Annotated in this window: 13 protein-coding genes; 4 read left to right on the top strand and 9 right to left on the bottom strand. The window is 48.8% G+C overall.

Translation table 11 applies throughout. The features are described 5' to 3' along the window. Positions 1-154: 154 nt before the first annotated feature. Positions 155-2,071 (top strand): glycosyl hydrolase family 18 protein, encoded by a 1,917-nt coding sequence (locus KJS52_RS03405; RefSeq protein ID WP_246563091.1) that lies wholly within the window; start codon positions 155-157, stop codon positions 2,069-2,071. A gap of 223 nt (positions 2,072-2,294) precedes the next feature. On the opposite strand, the gene KJS52_RS03410 is transcribed toward KJS52_RS03405, so the two are convergent. Both KJS52_RS03410 and KJS52_RS03415 read right to left on the bottom strand, forming a co-directional pair. Next, positions 2,295-2,870 carry a TetR/AcrR family transcriptional regulator gene (locus tag KJS52_RS03410; RefSeq protein ID WP_213513211.1) on the bottom strand — a complete coding sequence of 192 codons (576 nt, stop codon included), beginning with the start codon at positions 2,868-2,870 and terminating at the stop codon, positions 2,295-2,297. Positions 2,871-2,973: 103 nt separating this feature from the next. Next, positions 2,974-3,171, bottom strand: a complete 198-nt coding sequence (locus KJS52_RS03415) for a hypothetical protein (RefSeq protein ID WP_213513212.1) — start codon at positions 3,169-3,171, stop codon at positions 2,974-2,976. Positions 3,172-3,284: 113 nt separating this feature from the next. Here KJS52_RS03415 and KJS52_RS03420 point away from each other — a divergent pair, with 113 nt between their 5' ends. From KJS52_RS03420 to KJS52_RS03430, 3 genes are all read left to right on the top strand, one after another. Then, the gene (locus KJS52_RS03420) at positions 3,285-4,157 is read left to right on the top strand and encodes a class I SAM-dependent methyltransferase (RefSeq protein ID WP_213513213.1); all 873 of its coding nucleotides are present in this window, start codon (positions 3,285-3,287) and stop codon (positions 4,155-4,157) included. Continuing rightward, positions 4,154-4,870, top strand: a complete 717-nt coding sequence (locus KJS52_RS03425) for an RluA family pseudouridine synthase (protein ID WP_373871331.1) — start codon at positions 4,154-4,156, stop codon at positions 4,868-4,870. The genes KJS52_RS03420 and KJS52_RS03425 overlap by 4 nt, the downstream gene beginning before the upstream one ends. A gap of 173 nt (positions 4,871-5,043) precedes the next feature. Then, positions 5,044-6,321, top strand: coding sequence for a CapA family protein (locus KJS52_RS03430; RefSeq protein ID WP_213513214.1), 1,278 nt, complete (start codon positions 5,044-5,046; stop codon positions 6,319-6,321). Positions 6,322-6,522: 201 nt separating this feature from the next. Here the strand turns inward: KJS52_RS03430 and KJS52_RS03435 are convergent, their stop codons facing one another. From KJS52_RS03435 to purT, 7 genes are all read right to left on the bottom strand, one after another. Continuing rightward, positions 6,523-7,761: an MFS transporter gene (locus KJS52_RS03435; protein WP_213513215.1), complete on the bottom strand. Its 1,239-nt coding sequence runs from the start codon at positions 7,759-7,761 to the stop codon at positions 6,523-6,525. 36 nt (positions 7,762-7,797) lie between these two features. After that, a complete protein-coding gene (locus tag KJS52_RS03440; protein WP_306433561.1) occupies positions 7,798-8,124 on the bottom strand; it encodes a MarR family transcriptional regulator in 327 nt (108 codons plus the stop codon). Between the two features lie 368 nt (positions 8,125-8,492). Continuing rightward, on the bottom strand, positions 8,493-10,955 hold the full coding sequence (gyrA, locus tag KJS52_RS03445; protein WP_213513217.1) for a DNA gyrase subunit A: 2,463 nt from the start codon (positions 10,953-10,955) through the stop codon (positions 8,493-8,495). A gap of 72 nt (positions 10,956-11,027) precedes the next feature. Next, positions 11,028-12,992, bottom strand: a complete 1,965-nt coding sequence (gene parE, locus KJS52_RS03450; protein WP_213513218.1) for a DNA topoisomerase IV subunit B — start codon at positions 12,990-12,992, stop codon at positions 11,028-11,030. A gap of 301 nt (positions 12,993-13,293) precedes the next feature. Next, on the bottom strand, positions 13,294-14,490 hold the full coding sequence (locus KJS52_RS03455) for a M14 family metallopeptidase (RefSeq protein WP_213513219.1): 1,197 nt from the start codon (positions 14,488-14,490) through the stop codon (positions 13,294-13,296). A gap of 641 nt (positions 14,491-15,131) precedes the next feature. Continuing rightward, positions 15,132-15,419: a YqkE family protein gene (locus KJS52_RS03460; protein ID WP_213513220.1), complete on the bottom strand. Its 288-nt coding sequence runs from the start codon at positions 15,417-15,419 to the stop codon at positions 15,132-15,134. A gap of 398 nt (positions 15,420-15,817) precedes the next feature. Continuing rightward, positions 15,818-16,999 carry a formate-dependent phosphoribosylglycinamide formyltransferase gene (gene purT / locus KJS52_RS03465; protein WP_213513221.1) on the bottom strand — a complete coding sequence of 394 codons (1,182 nt, stop codon included), beginning with the start codon at positions 16,997-16,999 and terminating at the stop codon, positions 15,818-15,820. Positions 17,000-17,050 lie beyond the last annotated feature (51 nt).

The following is a 17,050-nucleotide window of genomic DNA, read 5'->3' on the forward strand; positions in this document are numbered from 1 at the left end:
CATTCCATAAACTACCACTTACTCTCCGAATTCCCAAATATACTACTATTCTCACAATCTACCACGTTACTTCTTACCATTTTTCGCGTTATACTAGATAATAGCCTGCATGCACGAGAAGGCTAAAAACTATTATAGGAGTGTGATGGGATACTTGAAACGATTATCGACCATGTTGCTGGCAATCATTCTACTTTGCTTATCGTTTATTTCGCCACAGCAGCACGCTGACGCAGCCAATATGACACAATACCGCGTCTATCAAAACGACAAGCCATTAAAGGAGTTTGTCACACAAAACCAAGCAATTGCCTACGCTAAATATTACAGCTACAGTCATGTTGAAAAAATAAACAATCGCGAATGGGTTTGGCACAATTTTCCTGGCTACAAGGTATACATAGAGGGTGCATCATCTGCCAAGCTTGAGTTTGAAACTTTGGCAGAAGCAAAAAAGGTAGCTTCCGCGAATATTAACTCCTATGTCCGAGAACTGCAAAATGTTGGCTGGGCCTATGAAAACTTTGCAAATTACATCGTTTATCAAGGCGATAAAACGATGGATGGCTGGCAATTTTACAGCTTGGAGGATGCCAAAAAAGAAGCCAGGAAATGGTCAAATTCTCATATTATCGACGTAAACTCGAAGCAATGGGTATGGGACAACTTGACTGACGAAATGGTGAAGCAGCAGCGTGCTCAAAAAAGCAAATACATCATTCATATTGACGGGCAGCCTGCCGTGAACGGAAAAGCGTACTCCTTTCTCAAGGATGCGATCGAAGCTGCCAACAAATTGAGCAACAGTGAGGTCATCAATTCTGAAACAGGCAAATCTGTGCATCAAAATCTATTAATCTATGAAGTTTACAGCCAAGGCAAGCTAGCTAAAAAGCATTCGACACTGGATGCCGCAGTAAAAACAGCAAAGTCGCTGCACGCTGCCGAGGTCAAGCTGCAGGACCAGCTGCTCTGGAGCAGCGTACACTATTTGTCCGTCTATCAAGGAGATAAGCTCGTAAAGCAATTCCACTCGTTAAGCAGCGCGTTAAGCTACGCGAAGAATCTCTCCAACTCAACGGTGCAAAACGCCGATGGACGCAAGCTTTGGTCAGAAGCGAAAAGCTTTATTTACATGGGCTGGAACGGCTCCAGCTCCACGTCTACTATTCAAAGCCATGTAAGCAATACGCAAGGGCTTGATATTACTTCGCCGACCTGGTATACCCTGCTCGACGCTTCGGGCGGGCTGAATGACAGCTCCAATCCTGCGCTTGTTGCAGAGCTGGCTGCCAAAGGCGTTGATGTTATTCCGCTTGTACACAATGAATTTGATAAAGCGGTGACGACCAAATTTTTAGCGGATGAAGAGGCTCAGAAGCGATTTATTGATGCTTTAATGAACAGCCTCGTTAAAAACAAGGTAAAAGGCGTCAATCTTGACTTTGAAAGCATTGCCGCTTCCGACCGCAATGCCTATACCAGCTTTGTGGAGAAGCTCACTAAGGCTGCTCATGCCAAAAAGCTGACTGTCTCGATTGATCTGCTGCGCGGCGATGTCCGCTGGAACCATCTGACTGCCTATGATTATGAGGCAATTGGCAAAATCGTCGACTATTTAGTCGTGATGGCATACGATGAACACTGGACTGGCTCGGAGGAAGCCGGCTCGGTGAGCAGTCTAAGCTGGGCCGAGGAAGGAATTAAGCAGCAGCTGGAATATGGCATTCCTCGCAGCAAGCTTATTTTGGGCATTCCGTTCTATTCCCGTGAATGGCGTATTGACAGCAATGGCAAGCTGGTCGACAACAAAACACTGATCATGAAGGATCTACCAGCTCATATTGCCAAAAATAAGGCTGTGGGCACCTATGATGAAAAGGCTGGCCAATACCGCTATACGTACACTTTAAATGGCTACACCCATGTATTCTGGGCGGAGACAGCAGAAACTGTGCTTGCTCGCGTCAAGCTTGCCAAGAAATATGATCTGGCTGGCGTTGCAGCATGGCGTCTTGGCTATGAGGATGCCTCGCTGTGGGAAGCAATGCTGAAAATAAAGGAGCAATAAAGCAGCCAGACTGACCGCTGCCTCATGCTTTGAACAACTGCAACATAAAGCGCTAATTCAAGCTGATTACAGTCAGCCGCGAATTAGCGCTTTCTGTTGTAAAGAGCATTATGAACACAAAAAATCCTCCGCGGGCCATCGCTAAGCTGGCTGCGGAGGATTCGATTGCAGGTGTTATTCAATATCGCCGATCAGAATTTCGCATTGTAGCCATAGTCACAGCTTAGCCCAGAATTGCAAAAAAGGCATCTGACGTTGTGCGTACAATGCTAATATCCTCCATCGTTTCCGCCAATGCCAGCCCGCCCTCCAACGATGACACAAACAGCGTAGCCGCTTGCTCAGCCGGAATATGCGGGCGAAACTCGCCCGATTCCATCCCTTGGGCGATCAACTCGGCAATTAGCCGGTGCAGGCAAGTAAAAAACTGCTGAATGCGTTGGTGCACATCCTTCGCTTCCGTCGGGCTTTGCTGGTACATTGCGATGAATGGGCAGTGCCCTTTATTGCCGCGCGCTTCAATTTCCTGCAGCAGCAACTGGATGAAGCTCTCAATCCGCTGCTGTGCGCCAAGCTCGCGTTGACCTAGCGAGATCTCCAGCGCAGACTCATAGCGATTGCCCCAAAAGTCTACTACTGCATACAGCAGCTCCTCCTTGCTGCTGAAGTGGTAGTACAGGTTAGAGCGTGACACCTTGCTCTTTTCTACGACATCCTCAATGCTTGTATATTTGAAGCCCTTGCTCAAAAAAAGCCGTGCAGCAATATGGATCAGCTGCTCTCGATTTCTCGCACTCATCGTTTCACCTCCCGCTTTTCAAAACTAGGACTGATCAGTCCTAGTTTTTTTCAAATTCGCATATGCTCATGCGCTCAGGCTATACCCGTATGTATGTGCAAGCTTATTTGAACTCCACAAAGCTTGGCAGCAAATAGCGATGTCCGCAAAATTTGCACTTGAACATGACGCTTGCCTCGCCAATTTCATAGCTGACACAATCGTCATCCTCAAGATCAAGCACCTCTCTGCCATGCTCATCGTAATCACTTGTCGCAAAAAAAGCGGTTTTATTGCCGCACTCACATTCAAAACGAAGCATTCTTAATCACCCTTCTCATTTAAATATAATCCATTACATTGATTCACTCGCGCAGCTTCGTTATAATAAGCGATGATATCATAACAAGAAGCGATTAGGAAGGAATTAACTGAATGTATATAGCCGATCAATGGAAAGACTTTGAAGTCATCGATACTGGAGCAGGAGATAAGCTGGAGCGCTGGGGAAATTATATCCTTCGCCGTCCTGATCCACAAATTATTTGGCCGATCGAGCATGAGGATGCGCAGTGGCGCAATGCAGACGCGCATTACCATAGAAGCTCTTCAGGCGGCGGGCAATGGCAAATTCGCAATCAGCAAATGCCTGAGCGCTGGACCATTAGCTACAACGAGCTGCGCTTCCATATTAAGCCTACCAATTTCAAGCATACTGGTCTTTTCCCGGAGCAAGCCGTCAACTGGAGCTGGATGATGAACAAAATTCGCAGCGCTAAGCGGCCAATCCGCGTCTTGAATCTGTTTGCTTACTCTGGCGGAGCTACGGTTGCCTGTGCCGCAGCGGGCGCAGAGGTGTGCCATGTCGATGCTGCCAAGGGCATGGTGCAATGGGCTAAAGAAAATGCTGTGCTGTCGGGCCTGGAGGAAGCGCCAATTCGCTACATAACCGATGATGTGTTCAAATTCGTGCAGCGCGAGCAGCGCCGCGGCCGTCAATATGACGCCATCATTATGGACCCTCCATCCTATGGACGCGGACCAAAAGGCGAAACGTGGAAGCTGGAGGAAAATCTGTTCCCGTTTCTGCAAACCTGTATGACGATATTGAGCGACAAGCCGCTCTTTATGCTGATCAATTCCTATACGACTGGCTTGTCCCCTACTGTGCTGCAGCATTTGCTGACGATGAGCATGGGAAGCAAATTTGGCGGGCAAATTCATTGCGGAGAAATCGGGCTGCCGATCACTCGCTCTGGACTGGCACTGCCATGCGGCATATTAGGCCGCTGGGAGTCCAATGAATGATGCTGCCGATTTTATTCGAGGATAATCATATTATTGTGGTCGTAAAGCCTCCTGGCGTTCCCTCGCAGGAGGATGAGACCGGAGATGCCGATATGCTGACTTTGCTCAAGGAAGATATTAAGCAGCGCTACAATAAGCCTGGCAACGTCTTTCTTGGACTAGTCCATCGTCTTGACCGCCCTGTCGGCGGCGTTATGATTTTTGCCAAAACATCAAAGGCCGCCTCGCGCTTGTCCGATGCAGTGCGGACGCGTAAATTCGGCAAAACGTACATCTGCGTCGTACAAGGGACGCCGCAAGCAGCAGAAGCCGAGCTTTTGCACTATATCCGCAAGGATGCCAAAAAAAATCAAGTCGCGGTATTCGAGCAGCCAGCTGCCGAAGCCAAAGACGCCAAGCTAAGCTATCGCGTCATTGCTTCCAGCCAAGGGCACAGTCTCGTTGCAATCCTGCTGCATACAGGCCGACCACATCAAATTCGCGCGCAAATGGCGTTTATCGGCCATCCGCTTGTCGGCGATGTCAAATACGGCCGCAGCTCCGGCAAGCCGCAAACGCATGCTTCAATCGCTTTATGGTCAACCAGCATTACAGTTCCTCATCCGATTTCCAAGCAGGACATGCTGTTTACATCGATGCCAGACGATAAGATGGCGCCTTGGTCGCATTTTACGGAGCAGCAGCTGCAGCAGGCTGCTCGCTGGTATGCTTGACGATGCAGCTGATGAAACAGATAGAATAAAGCTTCCGCTGCCGCTTAATGAGTCGCTTGCGCCTTAAGCGGCAGCTTATGTTATGGCATACATAGATGTCGGCCATTTAAACTGTTCAACTGCATGATTTGCCTCAAAGCATCGCTCGACATTTATTAAAGGACGTGATTGGTTTGAAACGAAAAAAATCTTCCAGGCGCAAAGCGCTTTGGCTGCTGAACGGCATTTTGCTTGCATTAACTGTGGCGGGTGCCATTGGCATATTTGTGCTGCTCAATGATCAGCAGCCCCAATCGAACAATCAGCTTAGCGCCACTCAGCCACCGGCAACGCAGGAGCCGGATGACAGCTCCCTTACACCAGTCGCATCACTTGAACCATCCGCGACGCCTACTCCCATTACACCGCAGTTTACAGACGCAGTCTGGATTGGTGTCGGTGATATTATGAGTCATACGCCGCAGCTGCCAGGCGCATACGATAAAGCAACGGACAGCTATAACTTTAACGCTGTATTTGCGCCAATCGCAGATATTGTAGCAGAAGGCGACTGGAAAATGGCTAATCTGGAAACACCAATGGCAGGCAAGGATTATGGCTATACAGGTTATCCTGCCTTTAACGCGCCTGTTGAGCTGGCAGAAGCGCTTTGGCATAGCGGCTTCAATATTTTGTCGACAGCCAACAATCATACGCTGGACAAAGGCGTAAAAGGTGCTATTCGCACGCTTGATCATGTGCAGGAAATCGGATTTGCAACAGTTGGCTCGGCACGCGATATGGAGGAAGCCGAGCAAAGCGTTATTATTGAGCATAATGATATTGCAATGGGCTTTCTCTCTTACACATATGGAACCAATGGCATACCGATTCCTGAGGGCAAGGAATTTATCGTCAATTTAATCGATAAGGAAAAAATATTGAATGATATTAAAAGGCTGCGCAGAGATGGCGCCGAAGTGGTGACGATTGCGCTGCATTTTGGCAATGAATATCAGACTGAGCCATCAGAGGAGCAAAAAACATTAGCTCGCGAGCTGATCGCTGCAGGCGCTGACATTATTGCCGGCTCACATCCCCATGTGCTGCAGCCATATGAGATGGTCAGCTACACCGATGATCAGGGGCTGGAGCGCCAAGGCTTGATTATTTATTCCATGGGCAATTTTATATCCAATCAACGAGGCGACTCCAAAGACTACGGAGCAATTTTCCGTGTAGACCTGAGAAAGCATTACGACACAGGCCTCATCGAGTTTAAAGAGGTTACCGTCACGCCTACCTGGGTGCATCGCTACAAGCCGGATGAGAACTTCCGCTACCGCGTACTCCCTGTAGAGGCTACCTTGGCAGCCAAGGATGATGCGTTGCTGAAGGAAGAGGACTACGAAACGCTAGAGGCAGACTTTGCCATGCTCACAAAGCGACTGACCTCAATGCTCAAGCAATAATGGTTAAGCTGTAACCAGCCTAACCGATGAAGGTCAGAGACCGAACCCGCAGCCAAGCCAGGCAGCTTGCTCTGATCAACCATATGCCAACGACAAACAAGGGCTGCTCACAAAGCGATTACGATGCTTTGCGAGCAGCCCTTGCACTTTATATTATCTATTATTACCTCACAATCGCGCGCCTCACAGCCGTCAGCCAGCCTAGATGAGCTCACTTCGGCGCTTCAAGTGGAGATAGAGGACGATCGAGAGCACGCCGCAGAGCAGCGCACAGAAGCCAATAAACAAGTAGCCTGCCTGGTAGCCGCGCATTATCGCAAGCTGCGTCTCCCCGCCAAACATTTGTTTAACGACATTAACAATTACTCCGATTATATAATTCCCCGCTACTGTGCCAACTCCCATAACGGTAACAATAAAGCTGATGACAACATCGCTGTCCTGCGGGTAGCGCTTGGAAATAAACGCCATTACCGTAGGATAAATTGGCGCAACACCTGCTCCCGCCAAGGCGAAGAAAATCGCTAAGCTCTCGCCGCCCAGCACTGCGATAAAGGTGCATACAGCTGCGAAGAGCGAGACGATTATGACTGACAGCGTGTAGCCGATGCGGTCGATAATCGGCCCCAGCAGCAAGCGCGCCAACGAAAATCCGATAAAAAACGAGGAAAGCATGCCAGAAGCAGATACTGTGCTCCATTGATAGCTCTTTTCAAGGAAATTAACGAGCCAGCCGCCAACAGACAGCTCTGAAATGACGCCAAACGTTAAAATCCCGACCAAAAGCCACAAGCTGCGGTCGCTCATGAGCGTGCGAAACGATTTTCGCTCATGCGGCTGCACTTCATCGCCCGGAAATTTGCCCAACAGAGCAGGTATGATTGGAATAAGTGAAAAAGCAAGTACGATAAAGTACATGAAGCGCCAGTCGATCGTATGTCCGGCTATCGAAAGACTCATTAACCCGGTTGCTAGCAATGGCGCAATGATTGAGCTTAAGCCATAGAAAAAATGAGCAAGGTTCATCATCGTGCCTGTATTGCGCGTAAAGATGCGAGCCGCCAATATGGCAAGACCGATTTCCAGCATCCCGTTGCCAATATACAACAGGAAGGTAGAGCCAACAAGCCAGCCGTAGCTGTAGGAAAGCCAGATCAATACACCGGCGAGCATCATTGAAGCGAAGGAAATGATCGAGGTCGCCTTGATCCCGATTTTGCGCACCATCAGCCCAGTGAACATGCATGCGATAAGATAGCCAAGCGAATTGAGCGACAGCAGCGTTCCAATTTGCGCTTCATCAAGCTGGAAGGATATCTGCATCCGCGGTATAGCTGGGCCTTTTATATTTTCTGACAAGCCAAATACGATAAAGCCCAAATATACCGTCAGTAGCTGCCAAATATAATTGCGTTTATGATTGAGTTTGCCGGTTGTCATCTTCTACCCCTTTATGATGTCTTTCTCTGCTGAAAACTACGAGGAGCTGGCCACCTTGCCCAGCAAATAAACGAGCAGCTGCTGGTTATGGGAGGATATGCGATCGAGCGATTGCTCAATAATCGATTTGCGAATAGCCGAGCCTCTGACCGCCTCGGCGAAGCCTTTTTCAGTGACATGAATCCATACCACACGGCGATCCCGCTCATCTCGTTCCCGAGTAATCAATTCATTCCGTTCCATACGATCCAATATCGTTGTAATGGCAGCAGGCGTCGTCGATAAATGCTGGATTAGATCGGACGGCTTCATCGCTTCAGCCTCCAGCAATAGCTCCAAAATATGTAGCTGTCCTTCGGTCAATGGGGCTAATTCTTGCTCCAGCGTAAGCTTCCAATCTCGAGAAAGCTTGTTCCACAGTTTAGAAAAATCTTCAGCGATCAATGCTCCACCAACTTTCTGACAAGTTTATCTATGTTTAATTATACTGATCCTATTTGTCGAAAGAAAGATTAATGCAATTAATAGTTTACGATAAAATATGATAGATTGCGAACGCGTTTTCTACAAAGCTACATAAAATAGCGAAAGCTGCTGCGATATTTGACCAAATTTGCCATCTGCTGCTTGTCTGCTTAAAATTTTTATACAAAAAAGCATTCTGCGTTTGAAACGACCGTTAAAGCTTTCCCTTATCCGGTCATTCCATAGCACAGAATGCTAGTAAATCGTCAAGCCTCGGTATTCGGCTGGTGGATGCGCTCCGTCACTGAAAACAGCTGCAGCAGCTGCTCGTCCTTATCGAGCGCGAACAAGCTTTTGCCAGTCGCTTTCCGATCTTCAATAATCGTTTTCTCGGAGTTAATCAGATGCTTGACACCTTTAGTCGTAAATGCGGCAAGTTCAATTGGCTCGCGACAGTAGAACGCTGCAAACAGCCGCTCTCCATTGCTGCGAACACGCTTGCCTTGCTTGAATTCAAAGGTTTGAACGCCTTTGCCGCCCCGTCCCTGTATCGGATAATCGAGCAGCAGCGTTCGCTTGCCGTAGCCGATATCCGACACAACGAGCACTTCACCCTCGTCATTGTCTACCCACAGCGCGGCAATAATTTCATCATCATCCTTAAGCTGAATCCCTTTTACGCCGCCTGCAGCCCGTCCCATGCTGCTGACTTCATTTTCATAAAAACGAATTGACATGCCCTGCGCCGTAACGAGCATAAGCTGCTGTGACTGGTCGCTCAAGGACACGGTGATCACTTCATCCCCGTTAGCCACCTTGCAGGCGACAATTGCCGTTGAGCGGCTCGTAGCGTATTCCTTAAGCTCGGTGCGCTTAACCTGGCCCCGCTTCGTGACAAACACCACCGATTGCTCCGCATTCAAGTCCTTGACCGGAATAATCGAGACGATGCTGTCATCCTTCGGCAGCGGAATGATGTTGACAATCGCTGTACCGTTTTCCTTCCATTTGAACTCCGGCACCTGATGCACCGGCAGCAGGAAATATTGCCCGTTTTTGGTGAACAGCAGCAAATTGTCGAGTGTGTTGACAGACAGGCAGTGCGTAATAACGTCGCCTTCCTTCACGCCGGCGCTGTCTAGCTCTCCACCAGAGCGAGTATAGGACAGCATGCTTGTCCGCTTCACATAGCCCTCATGGCTAAATGTAACGAGCACATCCTCGGCGTTGACCAACACCTCAAGATTTACTTTGAGCTCCTCAATCTCGCGTTGAATTTCTGAACGGCGGTCGATGCTGTAGGTTGTTTTAATTTCCGTCAGCTCTTTCTCAATAACGGACAACAGCTTTTTCTCGCTTTCGAGAATGGAACGCAAATATTTAATTTTCTTCAGCGTCTCGCCATGCTCTTTTTCCAGGCTCGTAATTTCCAAGTTCGTCAAGCGATACAGCTGCAACGTTAAGATCGCATCAGCCTGGCGCTCAGTAAACTGGAATTTGGCGATCAGGTTATCGCTTGCATCCGCACGGTTTTTTGACGCTTTAATCGTCTCAATTACTTCATCGAGCAGGTTTAGCGCTTTGACGAGACCTTCCAGCACATGAGCGCGATCCTCTGCCTTCTCCAGCTCGTATTTCGTACGCTCGCTTACAACCTCTTTCTGATGCTCCACATAAGCGGATATTATGCCGATCAGACCAAGCTGCTGCGGCGCTTTATTAACAATTGCCACCATATTGAAATTGTATGTAACCTGCAGATCGGTTTTCTTCAGCAAATAAGCGAGAATTCCGTTCGCATCGGCATCCTTTTTCAGCTCGACCACGATTCGCAAGCCATTGCGTCCGCTCTCGTCCCGCACCTCGGCAATGCCCTCAACCTTTTTCTCGAGACGAATGTTTTCCATAGCGGTTACGAGCCGCGACTTGACGACCTGATACGGAATTTCAGTGATGACAATTTGCTGCTTGCCGCCGCGCAGCGTTTCAATGCTCGTTTTGGAGCGAATATAGATTCGGCCTCTGCCCTTCTCATAGGCTTCTCGAATCCCTTCTCCGCCCATTATAATTCCCCCCGTTGGGAAGTCCGGGCCTTGCACAATCGTCATCATTTCATCAAGCGTAATATTCGGATTGCGCATGTAAGCGATGCTGGCGTCAATCACCTCGCCCAAATGATGCGGCGGAATTTCTGTAGCAAAGCCTGCTGAAATCCCGCTTACGCCATTAACGAGCAAATTGGGATAGCGGGCAGGCAGCACGACAGGCTCCTTGACGGTGTTGTCAAAATTGTCCTTGAACAACACGGTGCGCTTCTCAATATCGCGCAGCAGCTCCATCGCAATTTTGGACAGTCTCGCCTCGGTATAACGCATTGCCGCTGCCGGGTCGTCATCCTGCGAGCCCCAGTTTCCATGACCATCAATAAGCGGATGACCCATTTTCCAGGGCTGCGCCATCCTTACCATGCCCTCATAGATTGAGGAGTCACCGTGCGGATGATAGTTACCCATCACATCGCCGACGGTTTTCGCCGACTTGCGATACGGCTTGTCCGGTGTATTGCCTGCATCATACATCGCGTACAGAATGCGGCGCTGCACTGGCTTCAAGCCGTCGCGCACATCGGGAATCGCGCGGTCCTGAATAATATATTTGGAATAGCGCCCGAAGCGGTCTCCTACGACCTCTTCGAGAAACGCCGGTAAAAACTGCTCTAATGTATCCATCTATCTCGCTCCTAATACTTGGTATCGTATAGCTTCCACGCCGTCATTGGCTGCTCTTGCGGAAGCACTCGCTTACTCATCATATTCTGTAAAGTCAACATTTTCGATGATCCAGCGCTTGCGAGGGTCAACCTTGTCGCCCATTAGCGTGGACACGCGGCGCTCTGCCTTAGCCGCATCCTCAATTTGCACCTGCAGCAAGGTTCGTGTATCTGGATTCATCGTTGTTTCCCACAGCTGGTCAGGGTTCATCTCACCAAGACCTTTGTAGCGTTGGAGCTCGTAGCCTTTCATTTCCTTCACATAATTTTGCAGCTGCTCATCAGTCCACGCATAGCGAACCGTACTCAGCTTGCCGGATTTCTTCGTAATTTTATAAAGCGGCGGCTGAGCGATGTAGACACGTCCATTGTCAATGAGCGGACGCATATAGCGATAAAAGAACGTCAGCAGCAGCACTTGAATATGCGCGCCGTCGGTATCGGCATCCGTCATAATAATAATTTTGCTGTAGTTGCTCTCCTCTACGGCAAACTCCGAGCCAACTCCAGCGCCGATCGCCGAAATGATCGCGCGATACTCATCATTTTTCATAATATCGGCAAGCTTTGCCTTCTCCGGATTCATCGGCTTGCCCTTTAGCGGCAAAATCGCCTGATGCTTGGAGTCACGCCCTTGCTTGGCTGAGCCGCCGGCGGAGTCGCCCTCAACGATAAACAGCTCATTGCGGCTATAATCCTTCGATTGTGCAGGCGTCAGCTTTCCGCCAAGGTTGGAGCTCTCGCTGCGCTTCTTGCCAGAGCGAATTTCCTCGCGCGCCTTGCGGGCAGCCTCTCTAGCCTTCGCTGCCTGCACCGCTTTTTTCAGCAGCGATTGTGCAACCTGCGGATTTTCTTCAAGGAACACATTCATCCGCTCGGTTACTACCGTATCCACTGCACCGCGCGCAGACGAGCTGCCGAGCTGATCCTTCGTCTGTCCGACAAACTCGACCTCGGCCATTTTAGTATTGATTACGACGATCATGCCTTCACGCAAATCGTTGCCATCAAGATTTTTATCCTTTTCCTTCAATATGCCGACCTTGCGCGCATAGTCGTTCATTACGCGCGTATAGGCTGCCTTGAAGCCCGTTTCATGCGTACCGCCGCCGCGAGTCGGGATCGAGTTTACGAAGGATGCAATCGTTTCGGTATAGCCATCATTGTATTGAAAGGCGATTTCAACCTCAATATCATCCTTTTCTCCTGCAAAATGGATAACCTCATGCAGCACCGTTTTGCCTTCGTTCAAAAACTCAACAAATTGGCTTGCGCCGCCCTCATAATGAAATACATCCTGCGAGCCCGTACGCTCATCCTTAATCGTCACCTTCAGGCCGGAATTAAGAAAAGCGATTTCCTGCAGCCGTTCTGCCAGCGTATCATAATTGAAGGAAATGCCGTTTTGGAACACCCGAATATCGGGCTTGAACGTAACCTTTGTACCTGTGCGATTGCTGTTGCCGATCACTTCCAGTCCCGTTACCGGCTCGCCAACATGCTCTTTTCCTTTCTTGTCTACCCAATATTCAAAGCGCTGCTTATAAACTTTTCCTTCGCGAAATATTTCTACTTCCAGGTACTCCGAGAGCGCATTGGTCACGGAAGCGCCTACACCGTGCAAGCCGCCTGATTTTTTATAGCCGCCGCCGCCAAATTTGCCGCCAGCATGCAAAATCGTAAATACAACTTGCGGTGTAGGAATGCCAGACTTATGCATCGCAGTCGGAATGCCGCGTCCATTGTCCAAAATCGTAATTGAACCATTTTTATGTATTGTAACATCAATAGCCGTGCAAAATTTAGCCAAATGCTCATCAACCGCATTGTCGACGATTTCCCATACAAGATGATGCAGCCCGGAATTTCCTGTGCTGCCAATATACATCCCCGGACGTTTTCGTACTGCCGTTAATCCTTCTAATATTTGTATATCATCTGCACCGTATTGATTTTCTTTTTCTGCTTCCTTAAAAAGATCGATTTGCTCTGCCATGATCTTCCCCCAATCAATAACCAGTCATTGTCATATCTTTAAGTATTTTAGAGTAAATACTTGTCCACGTAAAGCGAGCATACCTACAATATAGTACGAAATTGGCGAATATAGCAAACATTAAGATTTGCTTATGCACAAAAATAGTGCTTTCGACCAATTTCTTAGCGTATCTTGATACGAACAAACATTCTATATGATTTTTAAATTTTTAGCAAGCAAGCAGGCTGTATCAGCTTCGCTCCATAGCCTGTTTGCTTGCTATTCTGTCCTTTAGGTCCTCAGAGTTCCCAGTCACGCCCTAGCTATAGGCACTTTTCATTGCTTCAAGCAATATTGCAGTTGTCGCTTGCGATATACTCGGGAATTGGGATAGCGGCAGCGGGTTCTGCCCGGAGCCCAGCTCAATTGTAAAGCCAGGTCTGCGCCAATCCTGGATAAACCAATCCTTGTAGCCTGCTGTGCTGTTTACATTGCGTACAGCCTGATAACCGCTGGCAGCCGCCATACGCTGTGCGTAAAGCTCTGATTCAGGCGGCTCGAGCCCCTGAAAGCCCCAATAAATCTCTTCTCCTTGGGTATGCAGCGCCAAAACGCGATTGAAGCTGCGCTCCCTTGTCAAGTCCGCAATCGCCTGCACCTCTGGCTCTGTGAGCGGCGCTTCGCCCGAATAATCCCGCGGAGCTGGCTGCTGCGGACCCTTGACAGCATCGACCTCCCACAACGCAGGGAACTGCTTGTTAAGGTCTACGCCGCGAATATTAGCCTTCCAGCCTGAAAAATCCGTTGAACCGCCATTGATCTGCAGCACCTGTGAGCGATAAGGCTCCTCTGCAGGCGCTCCGTTAATAACCAGATTGACGCCGTCCGGATTAACCATAGGCACAAACGAAATCGTGTTCATGCTGTACAACGGATACACATATTGTCCATTTAACGGCTGACTATTCGTAACAGCCAGCATAAAATCGTTAATAAATTGCATAAGCGCGCCAGCAGTAATCCATTCATTCGCATGCATTGCTGCGTTAAAATGAATCTCGCTTGGACCGCTGCCCGCTCTCAGCTCAATAATATCTTTACCCATCACACTGCTGCCAATGCTTTGTGTAGTCAAATTTGGATAAACTTGACGAAGCCGCTCAATATCCTGAAGCAGCTGATCATATGTGTAGTTTTTATTTCCGTTTATAACGCGCCCCGTCACACGATGCGGCAGCATTATTTTCGTGCCGATCTGCAGTTGCTCCGTTTCCAGTGTAGGGTTGGACTGCAGCAGCAAATTCAGCGGAATATTGTTTTGCCGTGCAATCTTCCAAAGCGTATCCCCTGCTACAACTGTATACTCATGCCATATATAGCCAGGAATTTGAACCAGGTCTCCTACCTGCAAAGTCGTTCCGAGTGAAGGATTGCTATCTAAAATGAGCTGCAGCGGCACATCGAACATCACACTATAGCCCCATAGCGAATCGCCTGGACGTACAGCAATTTGCATCCTGATCATCCTCCCTTTCTGTTCTTAAGTAGGGTATGACAGTAGCCCAGAAAACGTTCCTCTTTTTCGAGCGGATGTTCAAAAAGCACGACTTTGATGACGATGTAATGCTTTGCAGTGAATTCGACGGCGAATATGGCGCGCTAGCGAAAACTGCGGTGCTCACGTAGCTGGTGCCTACGCTGCGCTCCTCGTTTTCTACTAGCACGCCATCTTCTTGGTCCTGAAAGCCGAGCTTTTTGAACTTTCATTGGAGCGGTAGTTCAAAATGCTCGACTTTGATGACGATGATCTGCGCTGGAGCGTAGTCGGCGGCGAATCTTGGACGCTAGCGAAAATTCCGGTGCTCACGTAGCAGGTATCTACGCTGCGCTCCTCATTTTCTACTAGCGTCCAAGCTTCTTGATCTTGCCCTCAAAAAAGCACCAGCGGAGGAGCAAAGCATCTGAAAAACGAAGTGGGTCGCCTTTAACATCGTAATGCTACCTTAAAAATTTAAAATAAAAGCATTACGATTTAAAAAGCGACTGGAGGTTGCTTTGCTCCGGAGCGCTGTAGTGCTAAACCTCAAGCATAAAGATGGGCTGCCTAGAATGCCAGTTTTCACTGACTTTCTGAGCAACCCATCATCATTCTAGTTATTATTTATATTTGCTCCAGTTAGGGTCTGAATGCTCCAGCAGATAGTTAAAATCGTTTTCCAGTCGCTTGCGCTCAGCCCGCTCCTGCTCTGCCTTGCGAGCAGCTTCTTCTTCACGTTTGGCCTGCTCCGCTTGCTTGGCTTGCTCGGCCTGTGCCTTCAGCTTGGCCAGCGTATCGGCATTGAGCAGCTCCTTTAAGCTTGCTCCGCCAGCATTTGCTTCATTGCCCTTGGGCTCCCGCGATTCATAGATGCGCTGCGCCGTATTTTTCTTTTGCTTTTTACCCATTTTATATCACCTGCTTGCTTATAGTACACAAGGCTTTTCAGAAAGCCCTGCAAGGTTAGGTTATCGTTACAGATTTAATGAATCTGGACAACGTTAAACTTTCATATTTTGAGTATATGAAATTTAATGAATATTGATAGCGTTAAGGGCAGCAAAATGCTTCCAACTCAGTAAAAATCGCTCGATAAGACGCTCTATATTCATTAGAATTGAGAAAAGCTCCATCTGCTACAAATAACGTTATCCAGCTTCCTTAGGCACAGAAAGACTAACCAGACACACCCTGACTAGTCAGACATAGCTAGACTAGCCAGACAAAATCAAACTTAGCCAAACTTGGCTAGACATAGCCAGACTAGACCACTTAACCAGACGCAGCCGCTCATTGTTCTAGCTGCTTACTCTGATCTTTTTATCATTAAGCATCCTGCCGCTTTAGCCGCCATGCCCCGCGCCTCCTCGACTGAGTCAGCACTGGATAGTGCGACAGCCATACGGCGCCCAAGCTTCGTTTCCGGCTTGCCGAATATGCGCACGGATGTATTGGGGATTGCCAATGCTTCCTCCAAGCCGCCAATCGTAAAGCTTTGCAGCTCTTCCGTTGCTTTTAGTGTATGCGTTGCTGCTGGCGTGAGCTGTCTAATCGTCGGAATTGGCAAGCCCAAAATGGCACGCACATGCAGTGCAAATTGCGATAAATCCTGCGAGGCCATTGTCACCATCCCTGTATCATGCGGGCGCGGCGACACTTCGCTAAACAGCACGCCGTCCTTTGTAAGAAACAGCTCGACGCCATAAATGCCGTAACCGCCCAACTCGTCTGTTATCGTTCGCGCAATATGCTGCGCCTGAATAAGCTGAGCTTCACTCATCGCATGCGGCTGCCATGATTCTATATAATCGCCATCGCGCTGCACATGTCCGATTGGATTGCAGAAGCTTGTCCCTGATACTGAACGAACGGTAAGCAGCGTAATTTCGGATTCAAATGCAATAAAGCCCTCGACGATGATCCGCCCCTTTTGCGTCCGTCCGCCTTCCATCGCATATGTCCAGCACTGCTCAATCTCCGCTTCACTGCGGCAAATGCTCTGGCCTTTGCCAGACGAGCTCATTAATGGCTTGATCACACATGGAAAGCCAAGCTCATTTGCAGCCTCACGCAATTCGTCAAGCGAATCGGCAAAGCGGTAAGGCGCCGTCGGCAGCCCTAATTCATCAGCAGCAAGCCTGCGAATGCCTTCACGATCCATTGTCAGCTTTGCTGCGCGTGCAGTCGGTACAACATGGTAGCCTTCCGCCTCTAATTCAACAAGTGTATCGGTTGCAATCGCTTCGATTTCAGGCACAATGTAATCTGGCTTTTCCTGTTCAATAATTGCCCGAATCGCTGCTCCATCCTGCATATTCGCCACATGGTAGCGGTGCGCAACCTGCATCGCCGGCGCATGCTCATAACGGTCCACGGCAATCGTTTCTATCCCGAGACGCTGCGCTTCCAAAATTACCTCTTTGCCCAGCTCACCAGAGCCAAGCAGCAGCATTTTCTTTGCCTGACTTGAATAAGGCGCACCATACATAACTTTATTCCTCCTAAAACGTTTCGATCATTATTCTTTCATTATTGAGGT

It is taken from the genome of Paenibacillus montaniterrae (assembly GCF_018403185.1).
GTDB classification, from domain to species: Bacteria; Bacillota; Bacilli; order Paenibacillales; family Paenibacillaceae; genus Pristimantibacillus; species Pristimantibacillus montaniterrae.